Below are 23,637 nucleotides of genomic sequence, written 5' to 3'. Positions count from 1 at the left end.
TACAATCCCCGCCCCTGGATTTTTGAAGGTCAATTATGCATTGCGCACTCTACGACGCCGGCCGTTGCCGCTCCTGTCAATGGCTGGAGCGGCCGGTCCCGCAACAGCTCGCCGATAAAATGGCCGATCTGCGCACGCTGCTGGCGGCGATCCCGGTCGCAGCCTGGGGCGAGCCGGTCAGCGGGCCGGAGGCGGCTTTCCGTAACAAGGCTAAAATGGTGGTCAGCGGCAGCGTTGAGCGTCCGCTGCTGGGGATGCTGCACCGCGATGGCACTCCGGTGGACCTCACCGACTGCCCGCTCTATCCCGCCGAGTTTGCCCCGGTTTTTGCTGCCCTGAAGCCCTTTATCGCCCGCGCCGGGTTAACACCTTACAACGTCGCGCGCAAACGCGGGGAGCTGAAATACCTGCTGCTGACCGCCAGCCAGCAGGGGGAGATGATGCTGCGCTTCGTGCTGCGCTCAGAGGCCAAGGTGGCTCAGCTGCGCGCCGCGCTGCCGTGGCTACAGGCACAGCTGCCGCAGCTCAGCGTGATCACGGCGAATATCCAGCCGGTGCATATGGCAATCATGGAAGGTGAGCAGGAGATCTTCTTCACCGAACAGCAGGCGCTGGGGGAGGTCTTTAATGGGGTGCCGCTGTGGATCCGCCCGCAAAGCTTCTTTCAGACCAATCCGGCGGTAGCCAGCCGGCTGTACGCCACGGCCCGCGACTGGGTGCGCGCGCTGCCGGTCCAGCATATGTGGGATCTGTTTTGCGGCGTTGGGGGATTTGGCCTGCACTGCGCGACGCCGACGATGCGCCTGACCGGTATCGAGATCGCCCCGGAAGCCATCGCCTGCGCCAGACAGTCAGCCGCGCAGCTGGGACTCAGCAATCTGCATTTTCAGGCGCTGGACTCGACGCAGTTCGCCACTCACGAAGCGGATGCCCCGCAGCTGGTGCTGGTTAACCCGCCGCGCCGCGGTATTGGCGCTGAACTATGCGACTATTTAAGCCGCATGGCGCCGCCCTATATTATCTATTCCAGCTGTAACGCCCGCACCATGGCGACCGATATCGCTCGTCTTAGCGGCTATCGCGTTGAGCGGGTCCAGCTGTTTGATATGTTCCCCCACACCGCCCACTACGAAGTGCTGACCCTGCTGGTCCGCGAAGTTTAAACAAAATGTGAAGGCTTTGCGCCGCTGAAATCGGGTAAGCTTGATGCAGCATGTTTTGTTATTGGTGGGGGGAATCTAATGGCCAAAACCATTCTGCTGGTGGAAGATGACGAGGATATAGCCACGCTGCTGCGGCTCAATCTTCAGGATGAGGGCTATCAGATCGTCCATGAAGCCGACGGCGGCCAGGCCCTCGCCCGGCTGGAGACGCAGGTCTGGGATGCGGTGATCCTCGATTTGATGCTGCCCGGCGTCGATGGTCTGGAGATCTGCCGGCGTATCCGCCAGATGACCCGCTACCTGCCGGTGATTATCATCAGCGCTCGCACCAGTGAAATGCACCGCGTGCTGGGCCTTGAGATGGGCGCCGACGACTATCTGGCGAAGCCCTTTTCACTGCTGGAGCTTATCGCCCGCGTCAAAGCGCTGTTTCGTCGCCAGGAGGCGATGGGGCAGAATCTGCTGATGGACGCCGGGCGCCTGTCCTGCCATGGCCTGAGCATCGACCCGCTGTCGCGCGAAGTGAAGCTGCGCGGCGAGACGGTGGACCTCACGCCGCGTGAATTCGACCTGCTGTATTACTTCGCCCGCCACCCCGGGGAAGTGTTTTCCCGCCTGGCGCTGCTGGAGCAGGTCTGGGGATATCAGCACGAGGGCTATGAGCATACCGTCAATACCCATATCAACCGCCTGCGCAGTAAAATCGAACGTGACCCGGCCGAGCCGGACATCATTCTTACCGTCTGGGGAAAAGGCTATAAGTTCGCCCCGGTGACGCAAGAGGCCGCCCCGTGATCCGCCGCCTGAGCCTCAGCCAGCGTCTGGCGCTGGTGGTGGTTTCCCTGCTGATGCTATGCGCGGTGGCGGTATGCGCCGTCCAGTTACACAGCAGCGCGCAGTATGGCAACGCCATGGTGCAGCGTCTGTCGTCCGGGCTGGCTCAACAGATTGTCGCCCGCGAGCCGTTGCTGGACGTCCACGGCGAGGTCAACCGGCAAACCCTGAAGTCGCTGTTTGACCGACTGATGACCTTTAATCCCAGCGTGGAGCTCTATCTGCTGTCGCCGGATGGCGACCTGCTGGCCGATGCGGCGCCGCCGGGCCATATCCAGCGCCAGCGTATCGACATGGCGCCGGTGCAGGCTTTTCTCACCGGCAGTGCGTCGCCGGTGTATGGCGACGATCCGCGCAGTCCCGACGGACGAAAAGTCTTCAGCGCCGCCCCGCTGCGCGTCGACGGCCAACTGCGCGGCTACCTGTATATCATTTTGCAGGGGGAGACGTTTAATCAGCTGGCGGCCGACGCCTGGCAAAAAACGCTGTGGAGCATTGTTCTGTGGACGCTGCTGCTGGTGGCCCTGTTTGGCCTGCTGGCAGGGGGGCTGGCATGGTTCTGGGTTACCCGGCCGGTCCGCCTGCTCACCGCCCAGGTGGCGGCGAGCGGCCAGGACAGCATCAGCGCCATCAAAACCCTGGCGGCCCGCAGGCCGGAGCCCCGGCCTGGTAACGAGGTGGCGGTGCTCGAGAACCGCTTTATTGACCTTGCCCGGCAGATTGCCGATCAGTGGGATCGGCTGGCCGACAGCGATCGCCAGCGCCGTGAATTTGTGGCCAATATCTCTCACGATTTGCGCACGCCGCTGACTTCGCTGCTGGGGTATCTGGAAACGCTGACCCTGAAGGATGAATGGCTGACCGCCGAGGAGCGCAGGCAGTATCTCACCATCGCCCTGCGCCAGGGCAACAAAGTGCGCCATCTTTCGCAGCAGCTGTTTGAGCTGGCGCGACTGGAGCATGGTGGCATTAAGCCGCAGCGCGAGCGTTTCGCGATGGGGGAGCTGATTTCCGACGTGGCGCAGAAGTTTGAATTAACTGCCCGCACGCGCGAGGTGAACCTGCATATTGATGTACCGGGACCGCTGCCGCTGATTAACGCCGATGTGTCGATGATTGAGAGGGTGGTGACCAACCTGCTCGATAACGCGATGCGGCATACTCCCGTCGGCGGGGAGATCCGTCTGGCGGTCTGGCAGGAGAATCAACAGCTTCAGGTCGAAGTGGCAGACAACGGAGCGGGCGTCGATGCCGCGTTGCGCGACGATCTGTTCCAGCGGCCGTCGGCGTTGTCAACCCAGGCATCGCGGGAGGATCGCGGCGGGTTAGGACTGCTGATTGTGAAACGAATGCTGGAGCTGCACGGGGGCGATATCAGACTGGTGGAGTCGGTAAGCGGGGCGCGGTTCAGGTTCTTCGTGCCACTTTGAGAAATCGCCGGGTGGCGGCTACGCCTTACCCGGCCAACGTGGAAGAACGGTGGCCGGGTAAGCGCAGCGCCACCCGGCGAAAAAAGTTACTCCGGGAACCACTGGTTGCTAATTTTCTGGTAGGTACCGTCGGCCTTAATCGCTTTCAGCGCGGCGTTCAGTTTCTCCAGCAGCGCCTTGTTATCCGGGCGCACGGCAATGCCGAGTCCGGTGCCGAAGTATTGCGGGTCGGTCACTTTCGGCGTGGCTGCCCCCAGCTGCGGGTTAGTTTTCAGCCATTCGTTGACCACCGCGGTGTCGCCGAACACGCCGTCGATACGGCCATTTTTCAAATCGATAATCGCATTCTGGTAGCTGTCATAGGCGACGGTCTTCACCTCAGGATGCTTATCCTGCAGATATTTCTGGTGGGTGGTGCCGTTTTCCATGCCGATCCGTTTGCCTTTCAGGTCATCGAAAGAATGGAACGCATCTTTTTTGGCGATCACCAGCGCCGAGTTGGCGTAGTACGGGTCGGTGAAGGCCACCTGCTTGCTCCGCTCCGGCGTAATATCCATTCCGGAAATCACCGCATCATATTTCTTGAACTTCAGCGCCGGGATCAGGCTGTCAAACGCGTGGTTGGTAAAGGTACATTCTGCCTGCATTTGTTTGCACAGCGCGTGGGCCAGATCGATATCAAAGCCGACAATCTGGTTATTAGCGTCCATCGATTCAAACGGCGGATAGGTTGCGGAGACGCCAAAGCTGATTTTTTCCGCGGCAGCAGCGCCGAACGCGAAAGAGGTGAGCAGTGCAGCCAGAACTAACTTTTTCATCGTGGAACTCCCGTCTGTCTATCTTATGATTATTCGCCGTGTCTGCGGCATAGAGTGACAATGCCATTAAATGAATTTATATGCAATAAATTTGATTAAATATTTTTATGGGCATAAAAAAAAGACGGACAAGTGTTAGACTTATCCGCCTTGCTGTTTGCTTTTTATGCAATATGCTCAGGTGCTAGCTACGTCGCTCGAAGGCCAGCGCTTTGCGTTCCACCAGGCGCATCAGCAGCGTCAGCAGTCCATTAACGATGAGATAGATAATCCCGGCGGCGCCGAACACCATCACGTCGTAGGTGCGTCCATACAGCAGCTGGCCGTGGCCCATCACTTCCATCAGCGTGATGGTGTAGGCCAGAGAGGTACTCTTGAAAACCAGCACCACTTCGTTGGAATAGGACGATAGCGCACGCTTAAAGGCGTACGGCAGCAGGATCGCCAGGGTATCCTTTTTACTCATCCCCAGCGCGCTACAGGACTGCCATTGCCCGTCGGGGATCGCCCGGATGGCGCCATAAAACAGCTGAGTGGTGTAGGCGGCGCTGTTGAGCGACAGAGCGATCAGGGCGCACAGCCACGGCTCGGAGATAAGATGCCACAGCCACGGATACTCCTGCAGCGAAGGAAACTGTCCCGGGCCGTAGTAGATCAGGAAGATCTGCACCAGCAGCGGCGTACCGGTAAACAAGGTGATATAGCCGCGAACTATCCATACCAGCCCCGGCGTCTTCAGGGTCAGGATAATGGTGAAGATCAGCGACAGGATCAGCGCCACGATAATCGACGCCACGGTCAGTGTCAGGCTGGTATGCAGTCCTTTCAGCAGTTCGGGTAAATAGTCGAGCATCAGCCTGGTCTCCGTTCGAAGCGCGTCGCACGCTGGTCAATCCGCTTAAGGATGTATTGACTCAACAGGGTGATGACGAGATAGATTGCCGCCGCAATGATATACCAGTTAAAGGGTTCCTGAGTGCGGGTGGCGATGCTTTTGGTCTGCAGCATCAGATCGTTGACGCTGATCAGGCTCACCAGCGCGGTGTCCTTCAGCAGCACCAGCCACTGGTTACCGAGGCCGGGCAGGGCATGGCGCCACATCTGCGGCATCACCAGACGGAAGAATATGGCCGCTTTCGACAGCCCCAGCGCCTGGCCGGACTCCCACTGGCCCTGCGGAACCGCTTTTAGCGCGCCGCGCAGCGTTTGCGAGGCGTAAGCGGCATACAGCAGCGACAGGGCGATCGCCCCGCAGAGGAACGGGCTGACGTCAAAGTTCTCAATCTGCATCTGGACCGGGATCTGCGTGAACCCGAGCGGGATGGTGAAACCGTCAGAGAGCGTCAGCAGCAGCTGGGAAGAGCCGAAATAGATAAACAGCACCACCAGAATTTCCGGTAGCCCGCGCAGGATGGTCACTATGCCGGTTGCAAGCCAGGCTACCGGGCGCCATTTCACTGACTCCAGTACCGCAAAGAGCATCGCCAGGACCAGGCCGATGACGAGCGCGCAAACGGCAAGGCCGACGGTCATCCCGGCGGCGCTTGCTAATGGAAAAATTTCGTTCATTCAGTCTTACTTCTGGAACCATTTGTTATAGATGGTCTGGTAAGTGCCGTCTTTCTTCACTTTTTCCAGCGCAGCGTTAAATTTCTGCTGCAGGTCGGTGTTGCCCTGACGTACGGCAATGCCCAGCCCGGTGCCGAAATAGGCTTTGTCGGTCACTTTATCGCCCACGGCCGCCAGCTTCGGATTGCTCTTCAGCCATTCGGTCACCACGGCGGTGTCACCAAAGACCGCGTCGATACGACCGTTCTGCAGGTCCAGCTTCGCATTCTGGTAGCTGTCGTAAGGCACGGTAGTGATTTCCGGATGTTTATCGGTGATGAATTTCTGGTGGGTGGTGCCGTTCTGCACGCCCACTTTTTTGCCCTTCAGCTGGTCAATGCTGGTGAACTTACCCTGCTGGCCGACGAACAGCGCCGAGTTGTCATAATACGGGGTAGAGAACAGCACCTGCTTTTCACGCTCCGGCGTGATGTCCATCCCGGCCATGACCGCGTCGAAACGGCGGAATTTCAGTCCCGGGATCAGGCTGTCAAAGGCCTGGTTGGTGAAGGTACAGGTGGCGTCGATCTCTTTACACAACGCGTTCGCCAGATCGACATCGAAACCGACGATCTGGTTGTTGGCGTCCACCAGCTCAAACGGAGGGTAAGAGGCCTCGGTGGCGAAACGAATGGTCTGCGCGGCGGAAGCGGAGAGGCTCATGCCTGCGAGCAGGGCGGCAATCAGTACTTTTTTCATCGTCATTTCCCCGAAAAACATCAATGTGAAAGATAGTTTTTAAACGCGTCAGTTTGCGGATGCGTGAAGCAGGAGGCATCCCCTTGCTCGACGATATGGCCATTTTCCATATACACCACCCGGCTGGCCGTCTTGCGCGCCACTTCAACTTCGTGGGTGACGATAACCTGGGTAATGCCGGTTTCAGCCAGCTCGCGGATGATGCTGACGATCTGGGCAGTGATTTCCGGGTCGAGCGCCGCGGTAGGCTCATCGAACAGCAGAACCTGCGGCTCCATCATCAGCGCGCGGGCGATGGCCACCCGCTGTTGTTGGCCGCCGGATAAATGCAGCGGGTAACGATCGCTGTACGGCTTCAGACGCAGGCGCTCCAGCAGCTTCTCTGCGCGAGCCAGCGCCTGATCCTTGCTTAACCCCAGTACGCGACAGGGGGCCTCGATCAGGTTCTGCTGTACCGTCAGGTGCGGCCACAGGTTGTATTGCTGGAAGACCATGCCGACGTTCTGACGCAGTTCGCGAATCGCTTTATCGGACGGCGCTCTGGTGAAGTCGAATTGGTTGCCGGCGATGGATAACGAACCGGACCGCGGCATCTCCAGCAGGTTGAGTACGCGCAGCAGCGAGCTCTTCCCGGCACCGCTGGGGCCGAGCAGCACCAGCGTTTCCCCCTGCGGGCAATCCAGCGTGATGTCGAACAGCGCCTGGTGTGCGCCGTAGAAGCAATTAATGCCGTTTAGTTTAATACTCATCTGGGCAGTCTGATACGAATAGCTATTGAGGCCGCAAATACTACCTTTGGCAGAATAGTTATGCAATATTTATGCGTTAAAAGTTAAATCTAAACCACGTTTAGCTTTAAAGTTAGCACAAAATATGGCCTGGTGGGTGAGGGGGGCGCAAATGTCGGCATTCCTGGGGCGAATACCGACATTTTACCGGGGTTATCGTTTCAGCGGCGTCGCTTCAACTCCGGAATCAGCGTTTCTCCAGACTCTGTCGCAGCGTCCCGGCTGGCGCATGGCTGTTGTTGCCGAGATAGCGAACGTCATCGACGGCCCAGCACTGGCCTTCCTGGATCATCAGCACTTCATCTTTCCAGCTCTGGGTGCCCTGTTTCAGATCGACGCGCAGCGGAATATTGCGCGCATCGCGGTTCGGGATGGTGGAGGCGCTGGCGACCACGGCGCTGTCTGCCGGGGTGCTGCTGCTGGAGAACGGATTAGCCTGCAGTAATTTGCTGTTGGCGGGATCCTGGCGGGCGTCATTGAGTAACTGCGCCAGGCCGTCGCTCAGATAGGGGCGCAGCGCCGCCGGATCCTGAGTACGATTCTGGATCTGGGTGTCGTAGAATTTTTGCGCTACGTCGTCAGGGCCGCCTTCGACGCAGGGGCCGCTGCGGGTGCCATTATCTTTATAAGCCGGGGTGACGGTCGTACAGGCGCTGAGCGCCAGCGCGCAAGGGAGAAGTACAGCAAAAAGTTTGTAGCGCATGATGATTTCCTTATAAGCGAACTACGTTTTCAGTTTCCGTTAAAGCATAGCGTATAGCGTGCGGATTGTACTTGACGCAAAGAGCTAAGACCTTGATGTGGCTACAGCCTTAGGGCGGGAAATCGGCACGGGGATGACAGAATTCCGTCAGGCGCTAAAAGGCAGGGCAGTATAAAAATAAACTTAATTTTCCCGTGAACAAGAAATATTACCCCGTAAAATAGGGAAATGGCTCTTGAAAGATAAGGGTAATTATTTCTTCTTATAGATGCGAGTGGCGACGTGCATTTTTTTATCCGTATTACCGGGCGAGGGGACAATGACGCCCCCCTTTTTCATTTGCTTTTTTAATCAGCTCTTCACGGGCATCGTTGGATCCGGTTTGACCAGTAGAGGAAATGGCGCCGATTTTGGTATATTGCGTATGGACTTTATCAAAAGCTGTTTTGTTAAAATCTCTGCGGAGACGGCATTGGCCGCTTAAAACAATGCTGTACCTGCCACTAAAGCTGCATATTTAATATTCTTAGCCCCTATTGTTTATCTCGCTATCATCATGCTCTTGTTTGCATTCACCAATGAATGATTTCAAATTGAACTCACACTGCTTTTTGAAAGCAAAATGCTGCAATTTAATGACGGTTAGTTAACGCTTTTTAGCGAAAAGATGACGTATTTCGCAGTGCTGATGCTTGTTTTTTGAGCCGGTTACCCATCGGGAGCGGACCAGGCTATTTTCTTCGGTCGTTAGCTGAAAATCACCCTGAGAGGCCGGAGCTGAGGGGATAGGGCGCTGACAGACATTCCCGGTAACATGGTTTATCATATAGAAAGGCAGGGGCTGCGCCCATGGTCATGCAGGTCACCAGGGAGTTAAGATGTTAACAAATAAGCGAGAGCGCGCCCGGCAGCAGCGAGCCGCGTTGTGGGCCACCAGAGATAATGTCCAGCGCCATGCGCTGTCCATGAGTATTCCCTGGCTGGCCTTTGTCAATATCGCTTTTGCGTTAATGATTTTCTTCCGCAATTTTATCTTTACCTATTTTGATAAGAGGCTACTGACGCACCGGGCGGTTATTCCTTATATCGAAGCGGCGTTGATTGCGGTTATTATCATTTCGGCCATTTTAGTGATTATTGCCCTCACGCCGCGACTGGCGCAGGGACGATATACGTTGAATATCATCACCGGGCTGCTGCTGGCGCTCAGTCTGTGCTGGTCCCTGAGTAATTATTGTTTTATTTTTTTCTGGACCTTGCCCTTTGCCTGGCCGCTGCTGGTGATATTAATGACTACCGGCCTCACCGCGCTGTATCACCATTGGCCCGGCATAACCGCTTTTATGCTGCCGCTATGGGTGACCGCCTTGCTGGCGGGAATACAGCTCCACTATCACACCGAGATCCGCTTTTTGATCCTCTGGGCCATTTTTACCGCGATTTTGCTGTATGGCCGACGTATTTTGCAGCGCTGGTATGACGAAGCCTGGGATACCCACCAGGAGAATATGCAGCTTATTCAGCGGCTGGAAAGTATCGCCAACCAGGATGCCTTAACCGGAACCGCTAACCGTCGGGCGCTCAATGCTTACCTGGCGGCGATCTGGCAGCAAAAAACGCCGCTGGCGCTGATGATGATCGATGTCGATTATTTTAAGCGCTATAACGATCGCTATGGCCATCAGGCTGGTGATGAGTGCTTATCTTCTGTCGCGCAGGTGCTTAAAATGGCGGTCCGGGCGGAGGGCGATCTGGTGGCTCGCTACGGCGGCGAAGAGTTTGTCGTCGTGTTGCCCGGGGTGTCCTTAGCGCATGCCACCGCTATTGCCGAGCGCATTCAGCAGAAGATCCGCGAGGCAGGCCTACCGCACGCCGCTTCGGCGGTGGCGTCGGAGGTCACCGTGAGTATCGGGATCGTCGCCTCCGATGGCACGGTCCCGATAGAGACGCTGATCGCCCGGGCGGACAGTGCGCTGTATCAGGCGAAAAATAAAGGACGTAATCAATGGTCTTATTAACCCGGAGACGCTGCCGGGCAAGGGAGAAGGGATGAAACGGATGATGCGGATCGTGCTGCTGGCGCTGCTGCTAACCGGCTGCGCTGGGGAAAAGGGCATTATCGATCGCGACGGATACCAGCTGGACACCCGTCATCCGGCGCAGGCTGCCTATCCGCGAATAAAGGTGTTAGTGATCCACTATACGGCTGACAATTTTGATGTCTCGCTGGCCACGTTGACCGATAAAGAGGTCAGCTCCCACTATTTAATTCCTGAACAGCCCCCGCGTTATCAGCATAAACCGCGGATCTGGCAGCTGGTGCCGGAAGAGGATTTAGCCTGGCACGCCGGGGTAAGCTACTGGCGCGGCAGTACGCGCATTAACGATACCTCCATTGGCATTGAGCTGGAGAACCGCGGCTGGCAGAAGACGGCGGGCGTCAAAAGTTTTACCCCCTTTCATCCGGAACAGATTGCGGCTCTGATCCCGCTGGCGCGCGATATCATCGCCCGCTACCACATCGCGCCGCAGAATGTGGTCGCCCATGCGGATATCGCCCCGCAGCGCAAAGACGATCCGGGGCCGTTATTCCCCTGGCAACAGCTGGCGCAGCAGGGGATCGGCGCCTGGCCTGACGAGCAGCGGGTGGCCTTTTATCTCAACGGGCGGCCGGCCAGCGAGCCAGTGGACCCCGAAATCGTACTGGATTTGCTCTCGCGCTATGGCTATCAGGTGACGCCGGAGATGACCCCCGCGCAGAAGAAGCGGGTGATTATCGCCTTCCAGATGCACTTTCGTCCGCAGCGCTGGGATGGGGTAGCGGATGCGCAAACCGAAGCGATAGCCGAGGCGCTGTTAGAAAAATATGGCCAGGGTTAGCGGTGTAGTTTACCGTGGTCGCGAAGCCAGGCGGCGGTGCGCACGATGCCGTCGTCAAGCGTCACCACCGGCTGATAGCCCAGCTCGTCCTGCGCGCGGGTGATATCGAGCGTAAAATCAAAGTTAAGCTTGGAGACGCCGTAGTGGGTAAACGCGGGTTCTTTGGCGGTTTTATCGCCAAAGCGCTCCATGCTGCGGGCGATAATATCCAGCATCGGATAGGGAACTGAGCGGATCCGGCATTTGATGCCGAGCTCGTCGATCAATTTCTGCACGATGCTCCGCAAGGTGCGCGGTTCGCCGTTGCTGATATTCCACGCGCGGGCGGAGGGAAGATGATCGCAGGCCGGCTGGCTCGCCAGCCACATCGCATGTACGGCGTTTTCATAATAGGTCATGTCGACCAGCGCGCTGCCGCCGCGCGGGAGCAGGACGCTGCCATAATGCTGCATCATTTGCGCCAGCCGGGGGATAAAGACTTTGTCGTGCGGCCCAAACAGGCTCTGCGGCCGCAGAATGGTAAAACGGGTATGCGGGTTAGCCTGCGCCAGCAGGTTGATCACCTCCTCGCTGGCCGCCTTGCTGCGGGCAAACTCGTTGGCGAAGCGGTGTGGACGGAAATCTTCCTGGATATCACGATGATGGTGATAATCAAAATAGAGCGATGTCGAAGAGATATGGACGAAATTGCGCACTCCCCATGCCACTGACCATTCGCCCAGACGACGGGTGGCGCGGACGTTAGCGAGATCGAAAGCCTGCTGAGTGCCCCATGGCGAGGTAAAGCTGGAGCAGTGCCATAGGGTATCGATACCGGCGAGCATCACTTTAGCCTGCGAAGAGACCAGCTCGGTTAAATCTGCCGGGATGAATTCCGCCCCCATTTTGCTCAGAAGCTTGCCCATCGCTTCGTTGCGCCCGGTCGCTCGCACGCTGATGCCCTTGTTGCGCAGATATTCCACTGCGTTGCGGCCTAATCCGCTGGTCGCACCGGTAACCAGTACCTTCATATCACTCTACTGTCCCAGAAAAGAATTTCGTGCGCATTTTTCCGTGATTCTCCCGACTATGCAATGAGAATCATGAAAGAATAACGCTTATCCTTCGACTCTGCCTGAGATTTGTTCGGCCAGCCGGGCGATGCGTTGCGCCATACCGCGGAAAATAAACAGGTGCGCCGGGATCATCAGAAGCCAGTAGATCAGGCCTGGCATACCGTGCGGGTGCCACCAGGCGCGCACGTCCAGTTCACGACGATCGCCTTTATCGTTAATGGTAAAGCTTAATCGGCCCAGCCCGGGCGCTTTCATACCGAATAGCAGGGTGAGCTGTTTTTCTTCCTCCACGATAATTACCTTCCAGCTGTCGACCGTATCGCCGGTTTGCAGATAAGCGCGCTGCGGCCGCCCTTTGGCCAGCCGGTGGCCGACCAGCAGATCCATCGCGCCGCGGGTTTTCCACAGCAGATTGCCGAAAAAATACCCCTCTTCACCGCCGATTTGGTTAACGACCTGCCACAGGGCCTGGCGGCTTGCCTGAGTGGCGACGGTGCAACCTGCCTGCTTCGGATAGTAGCCGTACTCTGGTCGCCAGCGGGCGAAAGCCTGAGCGTCGTAGCCCCAGTCGCTGGAGTTTACTAACTGCTCTTCTTCTTTCAGCGTGCGGCGAACCGCCTGATCGAAGGGGATCAGCGTTTGCGGGATCAGCGCCCGCAGCGCCCGATCGTCAGCGATTAGATCGTGCTTCAGCCCCTGAATCAGCGCCTTGGCGATGGTCGGCGGCACCGAGGTGATGACATTGAGGAACCACACCGAGATCCAGCGCGTCGGCAGGGGAATGGGAATGAGCGGGCGATGTTTACCGCTGACGGCCATAAAGCGAATGAACTGCTGCTGATAACTTAACACCTCCGGACCGGCGGCTTCGAAGACGCGGTGCGCATCGGAGGGATGATTCAGCAGCTCAACCAGGTCAACGAGCAGGTTTTCCAGCGCGACAGGGGTAGTACGCGAACGTACCCAGCGCGGAGGGGTTAGCACCGGCAGGTTATAAACCATGTCGCGCATCACCTCGAAGGCGGCGGAGCCGGCGCCGACGATAATCCCGGCCCGCAGCTCGGTCACCGGCACGCCCGACTCACGCAGGAGATCGCCGGTAATCTGACGAGCGCGCAGATGGTCGGACTGCTCCTGCGCCGGGGCCTGCAGCGAACTGAGAAATATCACCTGGCGCACTGATGACTGACGCAGGGCATCGCGCACATACGTCGCCACCCGCCGCTCATGGGCGATAAAATCACCGCCTTCGCCCATGCCGTGGACCAGATAATAAAGGGTATCGATACCGGTGAGTAGCGCAGGCAGGTCCTGCGGCTGATTGAGATCGACTGACCGGCAGGTAACGCCGGGCAAAGCGAGTTTTTGCAATCGGTCGATATGGCGTGCCGCCGCCAGCACCGGATAGCCCCGCGCGCTTAATGTGCGCACCAAATGCTGGCCAATATAGCCGCTGGCGCCGAGCACCAGAACTGATTGCGACACGCCTGACTCCTTAGCGTTGTAAAAAAGCCTGCCAGTGGGCGACCACCTCGCTCAGCTGCTGACGGTTGACATCCAGGTGAGTGACCAGACGGACAACAGGCGAGGCGTTAATCAATACCCCCTGCGCCTGCATAAACTTGCCGAGCGCCGGGGCCTGCTCTTCGCCGACGCGAACGAACAGCATATTGGTATCGTGACGGGTGACGTCGGCGCCGATAGCGCGCAGCTGCTCCGCCATCCACGCGGCGTTGTCATGATCCTCCTGCAGGCGCTGCACGTTATTTTTCAGCGCGTACAGCCCGGCGGCGGCCAGGATGCCCGCCTGGCGCATCCCGCCGCCGACCATTTTCCGCCAGCGGACGGCGCGGCGAATGTACGCCTCGCTGCCGAGCAGCAGCGAGCCTACCGGAGCGCCAAGCCCCTTTGACAGGCAGATGGTGAAGGAGTCGCAGTATTGGGCGATATCGCGTAACTCGCAGCCGTAGGCCACCACGGCGTTAAAGATGCGTGCGCCGTCGACGTGCAGCGCCAGATTGCGCTGGCGGGTAAACGCCCAGGCTTCCTGCAGATAGTCGCGCGGCAGCACCTTACCGTTATGGGTGTTTTCCAGGCTCAGCAGGCGGGTGGGGGCAAAATGGATATCGTCGGGTTTGATTTTCGCCGCCACTTTATCCAGCGGCAGCGAACCATCCGCCGCGGCGTCGATCGGCTGCGGCTGAATACTGCCGAGGACCGCCGCGCCGCCGGCTTCGTACAGATAGTTATGCGCCCCCTGGCCGACGATATACTCTTCCCCGCGCTGGCAATGGCTGAGCAGGCCAACGAGGTTGGCCTGGGTGCCGGTGGGTAGAAATAGCGCCGCTTCTTTGCCGGCCAGGTCGGCGGCATAGCGCTGCAGTTCATTGACGGTAGGGTCGTCGCCATACACATCGTCCCCGACCGGGGCGGCCATCATGGCCTCCAGCATGGCGCGCCCGGGACGGGTAACGGTATCACTGCGTAAATCGATCACGGCTTTTCCTTGGTCTGGTTCAACGTATTGCTTCTGTTTTACCTGAGCCAGTTGGTTTTCGCCAGTTCGATGACCTCATCGCCGCGCCCGCTGATGATCGCCCGCAGCATATACAGGCTAAAGCCTTTGGCCTGCTCCAGCTTGATCTGCGGCGGGATCGCCAGTTCCTCTTTGGCGACGACGACGTCGACCAGCACCGGACCGTCGGTGCGGAAGGCGGTCTGCAGCGCTTCATCCACCTCGGAGGCTTTTTCAACGCGTATACCTTTGATACCGCAGGCCTCGGCGATGCGGGCGAAGTTGGTATCGTGGAGCTCCGTACCGTCGGTGAGATAGCCCCCGGCCTTCATTTCCATCGCCACGAAGCCCAGCACGCTGTTGTTAAAGATGACAATCTTCACCGGTAGCTTCATCTGCGCCAGCGACAGAAAATCGCCCATCAGCATGCTGAACCCGCCGTCGCCGCACATGGCCACTACCTGCCGCTCCGGCGCAGTGGCCTTGGCGCCGATGGCCTGCGGCATGGCGTTGGCCATTGAGCCGTGGTTGAACGAGCCCAGCAGGCGGCGTTTACCATTCATTTTGAGATAGCGTGCCGCCCAGACGGTCGGGGTGCCGACATCGCAGGTGAAAATGGCATCTTCATCGGCAAAATGACTGATCTGCTGCGCCAGATATTGCGGGTGAATGGCTTTATCGCTGGGTTTAGCCAGATCGTCGAGCCCTTTTCGCGCGTCGCGATAGTGCTCCAGCGCCTTATCGAGGAAGTGGCGATCGGTTTTCTCTTCCAGCAGCGGCAGCAGCGCCTTCAGCGTCGATTTAATATCGCCCACCAGCGCCATGTCGACCTTACTGTGTGCGCCGATGCTGCCGGGGTTGATGTCGATCTGGATAATTTTCGCGTCGGTTGGGTAGAAGGCGCGATAGGGGAACTGGGTGCCCAGCAGGATCAGGGTATCGGCGTTCATCATGGTGTGGAAGCCAGAAGAGAAGCCAATCAGCCCGGTCATGCCCACATCGTACGGGTTGTCGTACTCCACGTGCTCTTTGCCGCGCAGGGCGTGGACGATGGGGGCTTTAATTTTGGCTGCGAACTCCACCAGTTCCTGGTGGGCGCCGGCGCAACCGCTGCCGCACATGAGCGCGATATTGCTGGAGTAGCGAATAAGCTGCGCCAGCTTGCGCAGCTCTTCTTCCGCCGGGGTGACCGTCGGCAGCGGCGCATGATACCAGTGGCTGCTGGCGCTTTCCGGGGCGGCCTTCAGCGCCACATCGCCGGGTAGCACCACCACCGAGACGCCGCGGTTAATCACTGCCTTACGCATCGCCACTGCCAGCACCTGCGGGATCTGCTCCGGCGTGGAGACCAGTTCGCAGTAATGGCTGCACTCGCGGAACAGCTCCTGAGGATGGGTTTCCTGAAAATAGCCGCTGCCGATTTCGCTGGATGGGATGTGGGCGGCGATGGCCAGCACCGGGACATGGTTGCGATGACAGTCAAACAAACCGTTAATCAGATGCAGGTTGCCCGGTCCGCAGGAGCCGGCGCAGACCGCCAGCTCGCCGGTCAGCTGCGCTTCCGCGCCAGCGGCGAAAGCGGCGACCTCTTCGTGCCGGGTGGGCATCCAGTCGATGGTGCCCATGCGGTTAAGGCTATCGCTCAATCCATTGAGGGAATCTCCGGTGACGCCCCAGATACGTTTCACGCCGGCCTGTTCCAGCGTTTTGGCAATGTATGCCGCCACGGTCTGCTTCATGATCTCCATCTCCTTTTTTTGATAACGCCTTCAAGCTTAGATGAAACTGACCGCAATGTAACCGATTACCCCTGATTTTTTGCTGGTTTTATTCCTCTCCGGCTGCGCATACTCTGGAAGTACACAGGATGCAAAACAGGTTGCACATCAAATGGTTAAAGGATTGTTAAACACAGTAAATCGCAGGCTGTCGCATGATGACGCCGGTAAACTCTTGTTACGACTTGCCGTCGGCGGCTTAATGCTTTTCCATGGAATCCATAAGCTGATAGATGGTGTGGATGGCATTAGCGGGATGCTGGCGGCGCAGGGATTGCCCGGGTTTATCGCCTACGGTGTGCTGGTGGGGGAAGTGGTCGCTCCCTGCTTGTTAATTCTCGGCGTCCTGACCCGCCCGGCGGCGTTGGTGCTGGCGTTCACCATGGTGGTGGCGTGGCTGATGGTCGGTCTCGGCAAGACGTTTGCGCTTGATACGGTGGGAGCGTGGGCCATTGAGAATCTGGTCTATTTCTTTGTTGGCGCACTGGCGATTGCGCTACTCGGCGCGGGGCGTTATTCGCTGGCCGGTCAGTCGGCCTGGCGGTAAAAATGCCTCATTCGTCCTGGGGCGTAAAGTCGATACTGTTGGCGATTTGCAATTTTTTCAGTCCGGGAAAGCGTTTATCTCATGTCGCCTGAGCGTTTGTTTATTGTCGCCAGGGATTTTCCCGGAGGCGGCGCATTGCGCCTTCTCCGGGCTACCAAATCGCACAGCGATGTAGCCCCGGTAAGCGGTAGCGCCACCGGGGATTTTGACCTCAGGCGAGAACCAGATCGCTCTGCGGATGACAGGAGCAGGCCAGCACATAGCCGTCGGCGATTTCGGCGTCGGTCAGCGTCATGGTGCTGGTGACGCTGTACTTCCCGGAAACCACTTTGGTTTTGCAGCAGCCGCAGACGCCGGCGCGGCAGGCGACGGTCACCGGCACTTTATTGCTCTCCAGCGCGTCGAGCAGCGTAGTGCCCACCGGCGCGTAAAACTCGCGCGCCGGCTGCAGTTTAGTAAATTTCAGCCCGCTGGTGGCGGCCTCAGCCACCGGGGTGAAGAATTTTTCCTTAAAGAAGCGGGTGACGCCCAGGGCGGCAACATCCTGCTCGACCTTCTCCATATAAGGCGCCGGGCCGCAGGTCATCACGGTGCGGCTGGCTAAATCCGGCACGCTCTGCAGCAGCTCCCGGGTCAGACGGCCGGCGACAAAACCGTGCGTCGCGTTGTGCTCCGCTACCAGGGTGACCGGGTAGTTGCGCCACTCTTCGGCAAAGATTACATCTTCCGGCGAACGCACGTTATAAATCACCTGTACGTCGGCCTGCGGTCGATGCTTAGCCAGCCAGCGGCGCATCGCCATGATCGGTGTCACACCGCAACCGGCGGCCAGCAGCAGGAATTTATCTTCCGCTTTATCGTCGCAGGTAAACTCGCCCATCGCATCGGACAGCCAAAGGTAATCGCCGCGTTTGACCTCGCGGGTCAACCACTGCGAACCCGTACCCTCGTCAATACGGCGAACGGTCAGCGTAATGTATTCGCTGACCCCCGGCGTCGAGGAGAGGGTGTAGGCGCGCAGCGTTTCCGCCGAGTTACGCACGCTAACCAGAGCGTACTGGCCAGCGCGGTACGGATAGTAATCGTGGCACAGCAGCGAAAGGGTCCACACGTCCGGGGTTTCCTGGTGAATGTGGTGAACCTGCATCCGCCACGGGCACTGGGAGGTTGGCATAGTCATCAGGGACTCCTTAAGCGCTCAGCAGCTGCTGCATATCTTGTTCCACGGTGGTCACGGAACGCAGACCAAACTTCTCATTGAGGACCGCCAGCAGATCCGGGGTGAAGAAACCAGGCGCCGTCGGACCGGTGACGATGTTTTTCACACCCAGCGACAGCAGCGTCAGCAGGATGACGATCGCTTTCTGTTCGAACCAGGAGAGCACCAGCGACAGCGGCAGATCGTTGACGCCACAGCCCAGTTTCTCCGCCAGCGTGACCGCCAGAATAATCGCCGAGTAAGCGTCATTACACTGCCCGGCGTCGACCAGGCGCGGCAGCCCTTCGATATCGCCAAAGTCCAGTTTGTTGAAGCGGTATTTACCACAGGCCAGGGTCAGGATCAGGCAGTCATCCGGCACGCTGGTGGCGAAATCGGTGAAGTAGTTACGCTCCCCGCGGGCGCCGTCGCAGCCGCCGACGAGGAAGATATGGCGCAGTTTTTCACGACTGACCAGATCGATCAGCGTATCCGCCGCGCCAAGCAGGGTCTGACGGCCAAAGCCGACGGTGATCAGATGCGGGATTTCGCTGTACGGGAAGCCCGCCATCTGCTGCGCCTGGGCAATGACCGGGGAGAAGTCTTCACCTTCCAGATGGTTCACACCCGGCCAGCCGACAATGCTGCGAGTCCAGATGCGATCGTCGTAGGCGCCGACGGTCGGGTCGATGATGCAGTTAGAGGTCATCACGATGGGGCCCGGGAAGCGGGCGAACTCCACCTGCTGGTTTTGCCAGCCGCTGCCGTAGTTGCCAATCAGATGTTTGAATTTACGCAGCTCCGGATAGCCGTGAGCCGGCAGCATTTCGCCATGAGTATAGACGTTGACGCCGGTGCCTTCCGTCTGCTCCAGCAGGTTATACAGATCCTTCAGATCGTGGCCGGAGATCAGGATGCACTTCCCTTCGGTGGCTTTAACGTTGACCTGAGTCGGCGTCGGATGGCCGTATTTGGTCGTTTCACCGGCGTCGAGGATGCTCATCACTTTGAAGTTCATCTGGCCGATTTCCATCGAACATTCGAGCAGCGCATTCATATCCGCAGGCCAGGTGCCCAGCCATGCCATGATTTTATGGTACTGGGCATAGATAGCGTTGTCGTACTGGCCGAGCACGTGGGCGTGCTCCATATAGGCCGCCGCACCCTTCAGACCGTACAGGCACAGCAGGCGCAGACCGAGAATATTTTCGCCGATGGCGGCTTTATCTTTATTCGGGGTATAGTCCGCCGCCTGACGCTGCAGGTCGCCCAGATCGTCGCTGACCAGCTGCAGGTCGGCGACCGGGCTGTCGACCGCGGCGCTGGCATCGATCGCCAGGCATTGCGCTTTCAGCGCCTCACGCAGGGCAATTGCCTGGCGGGCGTAGCCGACGATGCGCGGGGAATCGAAGTTAACGTTAGTCAGGGTGGAGAAGAAGGCGCGGGGGGCAAAGCTGTCGACCTGATGATCGATAATGCCATATTCGCGCGCTTTAAGCGCCCAGGCGGACAGGCCTTGCAGTGACGCAATCAGCAGATCCTGCAGGTCCGAGGTTTCCGCTGTTTTACCGCACATCCCCTGCGCGTAAGAGCAGCCGTTGCCGGCTGGGGTACGAATGGTTTGTTCACATTGCACACAAAACATGGTCACACCTTTAAAGTTATATTTGATATACATGTTTAAGATTATGCCGCGCGGCAACGGGTGAAAAGGTATTTCTAAGACAACTTAAAGGGAGATTGATTTAGCGCAAATTTGGCGGCAGGAGGGCTGCCGCCAACGGGTGCTCAGGCGGTAAAAAAGGCGATCAGGATCGGGACCAGCAAACTAAGCAGAAAACCGTGCACGATGGCGGCAGGGACGATTTCGACGCCGCCGGAACGCTGCAGTACCGGTAAGGTGAAGTCCATCGAGGTGGCGCCGCACAGCCCCAGCGCCGTGGAGCGGCTGCGGCGAATAAGGCCCGGAATTAACATGATGGCCAGCAGCTCGCGACAGAGATCGTTAAAGAACGCCGCGCTACCGATGACCGGGCCAAAGGATTCGGTGAGTAAAATACCGGAGAGCGAATACCAGCCGAAACCGCTGGCCATTGCCAGACCGGTCTTTAACGGCAGACCGAGAATAAAGGCGTTAAGTATCCCGCCGAGTAATGAACTGGCCGTAACCACCACGGCGACGATCATTCCCCGGCGGTTAAGGACTATTTGTCTCAGACTCATTCCATTATTGCGTAATTGGATACCGACGAGGAACAGGAGAAAAATCAACGTATATTCGCTGGCTTCTGTCGCGTGCTGTAAAAAAGGCAGTCTGGTCAGACCGAGCAGAAAACCGAGCACGACCACACCGCACAGCTGCAGCGATTCCAGGGCCATGGCCAGGCGCGAGGGTAATTTCTCCTGACGATGCTGACTGCGCCATGGCATTTTACTTTCCAGCCACAGCAGGGCGGCGATATTACACAGTAAAATGATAACCACGCTCACCGCGGCGTAATGCAATATTGCCAGCAGGTTGCTGGCCAGATTGTCGAGGAACGCCAGGCTGATACCCATAAAAAAAAGGATTACATAGACAATCCAGCTGAGCATGCGGTTTATCAGCTTTAGCGCGGAGGAGTGACGAAGAGGCAGTAAATAGCCGACGACCAGCGGCAACAGAATAATAAAGAGTCCCGAAAACATGAACGATGCAGCCCTTGCATGATGAGAATAGCGCCCATGACACTACCCAAATCACCGGGCCGAGTAAAGCTGTCGCCAGAAAGAAAAAGCCCGGAGACCCGGGCTTTGAAAAGCGTTAATCGCGTTTTTCCAGCAGGGTGCGATACAGCACGCCGCCGAGGATCCCGCCGACGATTGGCATGACCCAGAACAGCCACAGCTGCTGCAGCGCCCAGCCGCCCTGGAAAATTGCCACCGCGGTGCTGCGCGCCGGGTTGACCGAGGTGTTGGTGACTGGAATGCTGATCAAATGGATGAGGGTCAGCGCCAGGCCGATGGCGATGGGGGCAAAGCCCGCCGGCGCATGTTTATCGGTCGCGCCATGAATAACCAGCAGGAAGCCGCAGGTCAGGACAATTTCAATGACGATAGCCGACAGCATGGAGAAGCCGCCCGGGGAGTGTTCGCCATAGCCGTTGGAGGCGAAGCCGCTGGCGGCGGCATCAAAGCCGGCTTTACCGCTGGCAACCACGTACAGCACCGCCGCGGCAATAATTCCGCCGACCACCTGAGCGATAATATAGCCAATGACCTCTTTTGCCGGAAAACGGCCGCCGGCCCACAGGCCTAAGGTGACCGCCGGGTTGAAATGCCCCCCGGAAATATGGCCGACCGCAAACGCCATGGTTAATACCGTTAAGCCAAATGCCAGCGCGACGCCGGCAAAACCAATACCCAGCTCGGGGAAAGCCGCGGCGAGCACGGCGCTACCGCAGCCGCCAAATACAAGCCAGAAGGTGCCGAAGCATTCGGCTGCTAATTTTCTGAACATAACCACCTCAATTAAATTGTTTACGCGCACGAGCGGACCGTGCCGGTCTTTATTTATCGTGATAAGGGATGACGATAAAAATAAAGCGGCGTTATTCTAGAGATAATCGCCATCCCGGAGCCAGTTAAATATATTGATATTATTTGATTTAGGGCAAGGTGAGTGGATTCCTTTTGCCAGTTTAGCCTTTCCTTTATCCATGGAAGATTATCAATAGTGTAGATCATAACGCCTGAAATAAAACTATTTTGTTTGATGAATAATCAACAGCCGGTAATAGGCGATAAGTGAGTAATTTTATGAATATATTTAATCCGCTGAATATGAGCCACGGATGCGATTAAGCAGAGTGTCATCTTGCCTCCGCCCTCGCTATACTGTTGATTACTGAAGGAGAGTGGTGGTGTAGCGGAGGGGATATGCTTCTTGAGCGCGTAGAAATCGTCGGTTTTCGCGGTATCAATCGTTTGTCGTTGATGCTGGAGCAAAATAACGTCCTGATCGGGGAGAACGCGTGGGGGAAGTCCAGTCTGCTTGATGCGCTGACCCTGCTTTTGTCGCCGGAGTTCGATCTTTATCACTTTGTTCGCGATGATTTCTGGTTTCCCCCGGGCGACATCCAGGGGCGCGAACACCATTTGCATATTATCCTGACCTTCCGCGAAACGGAGCCAGGCCGCCATCGGGTCCGGCGTTTCCGTCCGCTTCAGCGCTGCTGGGTGCCTTGCGATGACGGGTATCACCGGGTGTTCTATCGCCTGGAGGGCGAGCTCGCCGAAGATGACAGCGTGATGACCCTGCGGAGCTTTATCGATGGTGAAGGCGAAGCGTTGGTGCTGGAGGAGATTGATGAGCTGGCCCGACACCTGGTGCGTTTGATGCCGGTGCTGCGCCTGCGCGATGCGCGCTTTATGCGCCGCATCCATAACGGGACGGTACCGCACTCGCCGCAGATAGAGATCACCGCCCGTCAGCTGGATTTTCTCTCCCGTGAACTGGTCAGCCATCCGCAAAATTTATCGGACGGTCAGATCCGTCAGGGGCTATCGGCCATGGTGCAACTGCTTGAGCATTACTTTGCCGAGCAAAGCAGCGCTCAGACGCGGCATCGCCTGATGCGGCGGCGCTCCCATGATGAACAGCGCAGTTGGCGTTATCTGGATATTATCAACCGGATGATCGACAAGCCCGGCGGGCGCAGCCATCGGGTGATCCTGCTGGGGCTGTTTGCCACCCTCCTGCAGGCGAAAGGGACGGTGCGCCTCGATCGCGACGCGCGACCGCTGCTGTTGATTGAAGATCCCGAGACCCGTCTGCATCCGATCATGCTTTCCGTCGCCTGGCACCTGCTGAATTTGTTGCCGCTGCAGCGTGTGACCACCACCAACTCCGGAGAGCTGCTGTCCCTGACGCCGGTAGAGCAGGTCTGCCGGCTGGTGCGTGAGTCGACGCGGGTATCGGCGTGGCGGTTGGGGCCGGGCGGAATGAATGCCGAAGAGAGCCGGCGCATTGCTTTTCACATTCGCTTCAATCGCGCCTCATCGCTCTTCGCCCGCTGCTGGCTGCTGGTGGAGGGAGAGACGGAAACCTGGGTTATCAACGAACTGGCCCGGCAGTGCGGTCATCATTTTGATGCTGAAGGGGTTAAGGTGATCGAATTCGCCCAGTCCGGCCTGAAGCCATTGATCAAATTTGCCCGCCGGATGGGGATCCAGTGGCACGTGCTGGTGGACGGCGATGAGGCGGGGAAAAAATATGCCGCGACGGTACGAGGTCTGCTTAATAACGATCGCGAGCTGGAGCGCGACCATCTGACCAGTCTGCCGGCGCTGGATATGGAACACTTTATGTATCGTCAGGGATTTGATGACGTTTATCATCGGGTGGCGCAGATCCCGGATAATGTCCCGATGAATATGCGGCGGGTGATCACCAAAGCCATCCATCGCTCATCCAAGCCGGACCTGGCGATTGAGGTGGCGATGGAGGCCGGCCGCCGTGGCGTGGACGCTGTGCCGACGCTGCTGAAGAAAATGTTCTCACGGGTGCTGTGGTTAGCCCGCGGTCGTGCCGATTAATCTCACCGCCGTCGTCATTTACGGCGGCACAAAGCTCTCCGGCA

Annotated in this window: 21 protein-coding genes and 1 pseudogene; 7 read left to right on the top strand and 15 right to left on the bottom strand. The window is 58.0% G+C overall.

The genetic code is table 11. The features are described from left to right. The first annotated feature begins 35 nt into the window (after nucleotides 1–35). The 3 genes from rlmC to RRF55_RS01180 all read left to right on the top strand — a co-directional run bounded on the left by rlmC (nucleotide 36) and on the right by RRF55_RS01180 (nucleotide 3,427). Complete coding sequence (rlmC, locus tag RRF55_RS01190; RefSeq protein WP_002896378.1) at nucleotides 36–1,163, top strand: 23S rRNA (uracil(747)-C(5))-methyltransferase RlmC; 1,128 nt, start codon at nucleotides 36–38, stop codon at nucleotides 1,161–1,163. 78 nt (nucleotides 1,164–1,241) lie between these two features. Next, nucleotides 1,242–1,958: a response regulator transcription factor gene (locus RRF55_RS01185; protein WP_002896380.1), complete on the top strand. Its 717-nt coding sequence runs from the start codon at nucleotides 1,242–1,244 to the stop codon at nucleotides 1,956–1,958. Further along, nucleotides 1,955–3,427 carry a sensor histidine kinase gene (locus RRF55_RS01180; RefSeq protein WP_016531909.1) on the top strand — a complete coding sequence of 491 codons (1,473 nt, stop codon included), beginning with the start codon at nucleotides 1,955–1,957 and terminating at the stop codon, nucleotides 3,425–3,427. Before RRF55_RS01185 ends, RRF55_RS01180 begins: the two co-directional genes overlap by 4 nt. 86 nt (nucleotides 3,428–3,513) lie before the next feature. Here the strand turns inward: RRF55_RS01180 and artJ are convergent, their stop codons facing one another. The 7 genes and pseudogenes from artJ to yahO all read right to left on the bottom strand — a co-directional run bounded on the left by artJ (nucleotide 3,514) and on the right by yahO (nucleotide 8,565). Further along, the gene (artJ, locus tag RRF55_RS01175; protein ID WP_002896384.1) at nucleotides 3,514–4,245 is read right to left on the bottom strand and encodes an arginine ABC transporter substrate-binding protein ArtJ; all 732 of its coding nucleotides are present in this window, start codon (nucleotides 4,243–4,245) and stop codon (nucleotides 3,514–3,516) included. Between the two features lie 184 nt (nucleotides 4,246–4,429). Next, a complete protein-coding gene (artM, locus tag RRF55_RS01170) occupies nucleotides 4,430–5,098 on the bottom strand; it encodes an arginine ABC transporter permease ArtM (protein ID WP_004141917.1) in 669 nt (222 codons plus the stop codon). Continuing rightward, on the bottom strand, nucleotides 5,098–5,814 hold the full coding sequence (artQ, locus tag RRF55_RS01165; protein WP_002896386.1) for an arginine ABC transporter permease ArtQ: 717 nt from the start codon (nucleotides 5,812–5,814) through the stop codon (nucleotides 5,098–5,100). Before artQ ends, artM begins: the two co-directional genes overlap by 1 nt. Before the next feature lie 6 nt (nucleotides 5,815–5,820). Beyond that, a complete protein-coding gene (artI, locus tag RRF55_RS01160; RefSeq protein ID WP_002896390.1) occupies nucleotides 5,821–6,552 on the bottom strand; it encodes an arginine ABC transporter substrate-binding protein ArtI in 732 nt (243 codons plus the stop codon). Between the two features lie 20 nt (nucleotides 6,553–6,572). Further along, nucleotides 6,573–7,301 carry an arginine ABC transporter ATP-binding protein ArtP gene (artP, locus tag RRF55_RS01155; protein WP_002896392.1) on the bottom strand — a complete coding sequence of 243 codons (729 nt, stop codon included), beginning with the start codon at nucleotides 7,299–7,301 and terminating at the stop codon, nucleotides 6,573–6,575. Between the two features lie 226 nt (nucleotides 7,302–7,527). Then, a complete protein-coding gene (locus tag RRF55_RS01150; protein ID WP_002896394.1) occupies nucleotides 7,528–8,043 on the bottom strand; it encodes a lipoprotein in 516 nt (171 codons plus the stop codon). A gap of 252 nt (nucleotides 8,044–8,295) precedes the next feature. Next, nucleotides 8,296–8,565, bottom strand: a pseudogene (yahO, locus tag RRF55_RS01145) (DUF1471 family periplasmic protein YahO). A 356-nt stretch (nucleotides 8,566–8,921) separates the two neighbouring features. Here yahO and RRF55_RS01140 point away from each other — a divergent pair. Both RRF55_RS01140 and RRF55_RS01135 read left to right on the top strand, forming a co-directional pair. Then, the gene (locus RRF55_RS01140; RefSeq protein ID WP_048987165.1) at nucleotides 8,922–10,061 is read left to right on the top strand and encodes a GGDEF domain-containing protein; all 1,140 of its coding nucleotides are present in this window, start codon (nucleotides 8,922–8,924) and stop codon (nucleotides 10,059–10,061) included. Between the two features lie 31 nt (nucleotides 10,062–10,092). Beyond that, the gene (locus RRF55_RS01135) at nucleotides 10,093–10,923 is read left to right on the top strand and encodes an N-acetylmuramoyl-L-alanine amidase (protein WP_004209681.1); all 831 of its coding nucleotides are present in this window, start codon (nucleotides 10,093–10,095) and stop codon (nucleotides 10,921–10,923) included. On the opposite strand, the gene RRF55_RS01130 is transcribed toward RRF55_RS01135, so the two are convergent. From RRF55_RS01130 to poxB, 4 genes are all read right to left on the bottom strand, one after another. Continuing rightward, complete coding sequence (locus RRF55_RS01130; RefSeq protein WP_064153589.1) at nucleotides 10,920–11,933, bottom strand: NAD-dependent epimerase/dehydratase family protein; 1,014 nt, start codon at nucleotides 11,931–11,933, stop codon at nucleotides 10,920–10,922. The genes RRF55_RS01135 and RRF55_RS01130 overlap by 4 nt on opposite strands. A gap of 87 nt (nucleotides 11,934–12,020) precedes the next feature. After that, the gene (locus RRF55_RS01125; RefSeq protein ID WP_021313342.1) at nucleotides 12,021–13,463 is read right to left on the bottom strand and encodes an SDR family oxidoreductase; all 1,443 of its coding nucleotides are present in this window, start codon (nucleotides 13,461–13,463) and stop codon (nucleotides 12,021–12,023) included. A gap of 10 nt (nucleotides 13,464–13,473) precedes the next feature. Continuing rightward, a complete protein-coding gene (gene ltaE, locus RRF55_RS01120; protein WP_004176702.1) occupies nucleotides 13,474–14,475 on the bottom strand; it encodes a low-specificity L-threonine aldolase in 1,002 nt (333 codons plus the stop codon). A gap of 38 nt (nucleotides 14,476–14,513) precedes the next feature. Beyond that, on the bottom strand, nucleotides 14,514–16,232 hold the full coding sequence (gene poxB, locus RRF55_RS01115; protein WP_004176700.1) for a ubiquinone-dependent pyruvate dehydrogenase: 1,719 nt from the start codon (nucleotides 16,230–16,232) through the stop codon (nucleotides 14,514–14,516). Between the two features lie 151 nt (nucleotides 16,233–16,383). Between poxB and RRF55_RS01110 the strand changes: the two genes are divergently transcribed. Continuing rightward, the gene (locus RRF55_RS01110) at nucleotides 16,384–16,818 is read left to right on the top strand and encodes a DoxX family protein (RefSeq protein WP_012068500.1); all 435 of its coding nucleotides are present in this window, start codon (nucleotides 16,384–16,386) and stop codon (nucleotides 16,816–16,818) included. A gap of 211 nt (nucleotides 16,819–17,029) precedes the next feature. On the opposite strand, the gene hcr is transcribed toward RRF55_RS01110, so the two are convergent. From hcr to aqpZ, 4 genes are all read right to left on the bottom strand, one after another. Then, nucleotides 17,030–17,998, bottom strand: coding sequence for an NADH oxidoreductase (gene hcr / locus RRF55_RS01105; RefSeq protein WP_004147771.1), 969 nt, complete (start codon nucleotides 17,996–17,998; stop codon nucleotides 17,030–17,032). 10 nt (nucleotides 17,999–18,008) lie between these two features. After that, the gene (gene hcp / locus RRF55_RS01100) at nucleotides 18,009–19,661 is read right to left on the bottom strand and encodes a hydroxylamine reductase (protein WP_004176696.1); all 1,653 of its coding nucleotides are present in this window, start codon (nucleotides 19,659–19,661) and stop codon (nucleotides 18,009–18,011) included. 143 nt (nucleotides 19,662–19,804) lie between these two features. Beyond that, nucleotides 19,805–20,704, bottom strand: a complete 900-nt coding sequence (locus RRF55_RS01095; protein WP_004147773.1) for a lysine exporter LysO family protein — start codon at nucleotides 20,702–20,704, stop codon at nucleotides 19,805–19,807. Nucleotides 20,705–20,819: 115 nt separating this feature from the next. Further along, complete coding sequence (gene aqpZ, locus RRF55_RS01090; RefSeq protein WP_002896434.1) at nucleotides 20,820–21,515, bottom strand: aquaporin Z; 696 nt, start codon at nucleotides 21,513–21,515, stop codon at nucleotides 20,820–20,822. Between the two features lie 419 nt (nucleotides 21,516–21,934). Between aqpZ and RRF55_RS01085 the strand changes: the two genes are divergently transcribed. Then, on the top strand, nucleotides 21,935–23,593 hold the full coding sequence (locus RRF55_RS01085) for an ATP-dependent endonuclease (protein ID WP_004176693.1): 1,659 nt from the start codon (nucleotides 21,935–21,937) through the stop codon (nucleotides 23,591–23,593). Nucleotides 23,594–23,637 lie beyond the last annotated feature (44 nt).

Source organism: Klebsiella sp. K47 (assembly GCF_051858335.1).
Lineage (GTDB): Bacteria > Pseudomonadota > Gammaproteobacteria > Enterobacterales > Enterobacteriaceae > Klebsiella > Klebsiella pneumoniae.
Note: the sequence above shows the minus strand (reverse complement) of the source record. Positions and strands in the feature narration are given on the sequence as shown.